1 protein-coding gene is annotated in these 2,090 nt (G+C 33.5%); it reads left to right on the forward strand.

Annotated features, from left to right (window positions below; genetic code table 11):
* Positions 1–150 precede the first annotated feature (150 nt).
* Positions 151–1,983 carry a transposase gene (locus tag NE544_RS11910; RefSeq protein ID WP_256269486.1) on the forward strand — a complete coding sequence of 611 codons (1,833 nt, stop codon included), beginning with the start codon at positions 151–153 and terminating at the stop codon, positions 1,981–1,983.
* Positions 1,984–2,090: the final 107 nt, after the last annotated feature.

The raw sequence follows: 2,090 nt of genomic DNA on the forward strand, positions 1-2,090 counted from the left end.
CGGTAGTTCGACAGTTGTAAAATCGTAAATACTCCAAATGTCGCTTATGTAGCGCTTTTTTTATGTCAAATTTTCTTTTTATTTTGTTGTATGGATGTTGTACGGCGTTGTAATATGTGGTATAATAGTTCTATATAAGGAGTCTTCCCAATGAAACTTAACTACGACAGAAAATCTAAAGATCCTACCTACTTCATTCAGGTTGGGATTCGCAATGGTAAAAAGGTTACCACAAAGAATGTTGAACGTATTGGTAAACATTCAGAATTATTAAAGATTACAGATGATCCTTTAGAATATGCCAAACAAAGAGTTAAGGAATATAACGAAAATATAAAGAACAGTAAAGTCGAATATAATATCACTGTTAATTTTGATGACAAGGTCATAAATCAAGGAAATACTGTTTCTAAATCTACTTGTAAGAATACTGGCTATTTCTATTTGAAAGAACTTTATTCATCTCTTGGAATCTCTGATTTCTTTGATAAAGTATGCAGCGGACGTAAAATAGCTTTCAATCCTAATATGATAAATATGGTTCTTACTTTTTCTCGGATTCTTGATCCAGGAAGCAAGATGCATACTTTAAAGAATCTTACTGGTTTCTATGGTGATTTTGATTTCTCACACCAGGATATCCTTCGCTTCATGGATATACTGGAAGAAAATTATGATGAGTATCTTTCTCATTTATTTGAATCAAGTAATAAAGTAATCAAAAGGAATACGAATGTATGTTATTTTGACTGTACAAACTTCTATTTTGAAAAAGAATCTGAAGACGAGGATGTATATGATGAAATCACAGGTGAACTGATCAAAGGACTTTTAAAATATGGTGTATCTAAAGAACATCGTCCAAATCCAATCGTTCAGATGGGACTTTTCATGGATGCCGATGGAATTCCTTTAAGTATGTGTATCAATCCAGGAAGTGACAATGAGTCCCTTTGTGCTGTTCCAGCTGAAAAGAAGATGCTTAAAATGTTTGAGAACAAGGATATCATCTACTGTTCAGATGCCGGACTAGGCTATAATGACACAAGATTATTTAACGACTTTGGCGGAAGAAAGTTTGTAGTAACACAATCCATCAAGAAATTGAACAGTATTCTAAAACAGGCCGTGTTCAATGATTACGATTACCGTTTTTCTCAAGACGGAAAGCCTGCATCTTTAGAAACAATGAAGACATTTGATCGCACATTAAAAGAAAACAGAAATTATTACGATGGATACATCTATAAATCTATACCAGTTGATAAGCTTGTGGACTTAGGTCTATTCGAAGTCAAACAATACAAGAACGGAAAAACAAAGAAGGTAAAATCAAAAGGAAACCTAAAACAACGAATTATCGTAACCTATTCAAGAAAGATGGCCGAATACCAGAAAACAGTACGAAACAGACAGATCGAGCGTGCTAAAAAAATACTGGCCAACATGGATCCTGACAACTTCAAAAAAGGACCAAACGATGTGACCAGATTTATTAAGGGTGATAAAGAAAAGAAGAATTACTATTTAGATGAGGCGCGTATTGAAGAAGAAGCTAAATATGATGGATTCTACGCTGTTGCCACAAATATATTTGATATGAAGGAAACAGAAGTTTTGGATATCCAGTCAAGAAGATATAAAATCGAAGATTGTTTCCGCGTCTTGAAAACAAATTTCAGCTCAAGACCAGTATATCATCACAAAGAAAACAGAATAAAAGCTCATTTCCTTATCTGTTACACAGCCTTATTGATTTATCGCTTACTCGAAGTCAAATTAGACAGAAATAAAACTCATTTCACAACAGAACAGATCATCGAAACATTGCAGAACATGAATGTGGTTAACTGCTCCGATATGTACTACCAGGCCTGTTACACAGGCTCAGATGTACTAGATTCACTTGAACAACTGTTCGATTTAAAACTGAACCGAAAATACTATCAACCAAAAACATTAAATAAATTTAAAAAAATTTGAAAAATAAAATTCCCATACAACATTTCATAAAAGTAAAAAATGAGCGTAAAGCCTTTGAACTAAAGGTTTACGCTCATTGTTGCGTTATATAACTGTCGAAAACGGGA

Source organism: Holdemanella sp. MSK.7.32, assembly GCF_024460475.1.
Lineage (GTDB): Bacteria > Bacillota_I > Bacilli_A > Erysipelotrichales > Erysipelotrichaceae > Holdemanella.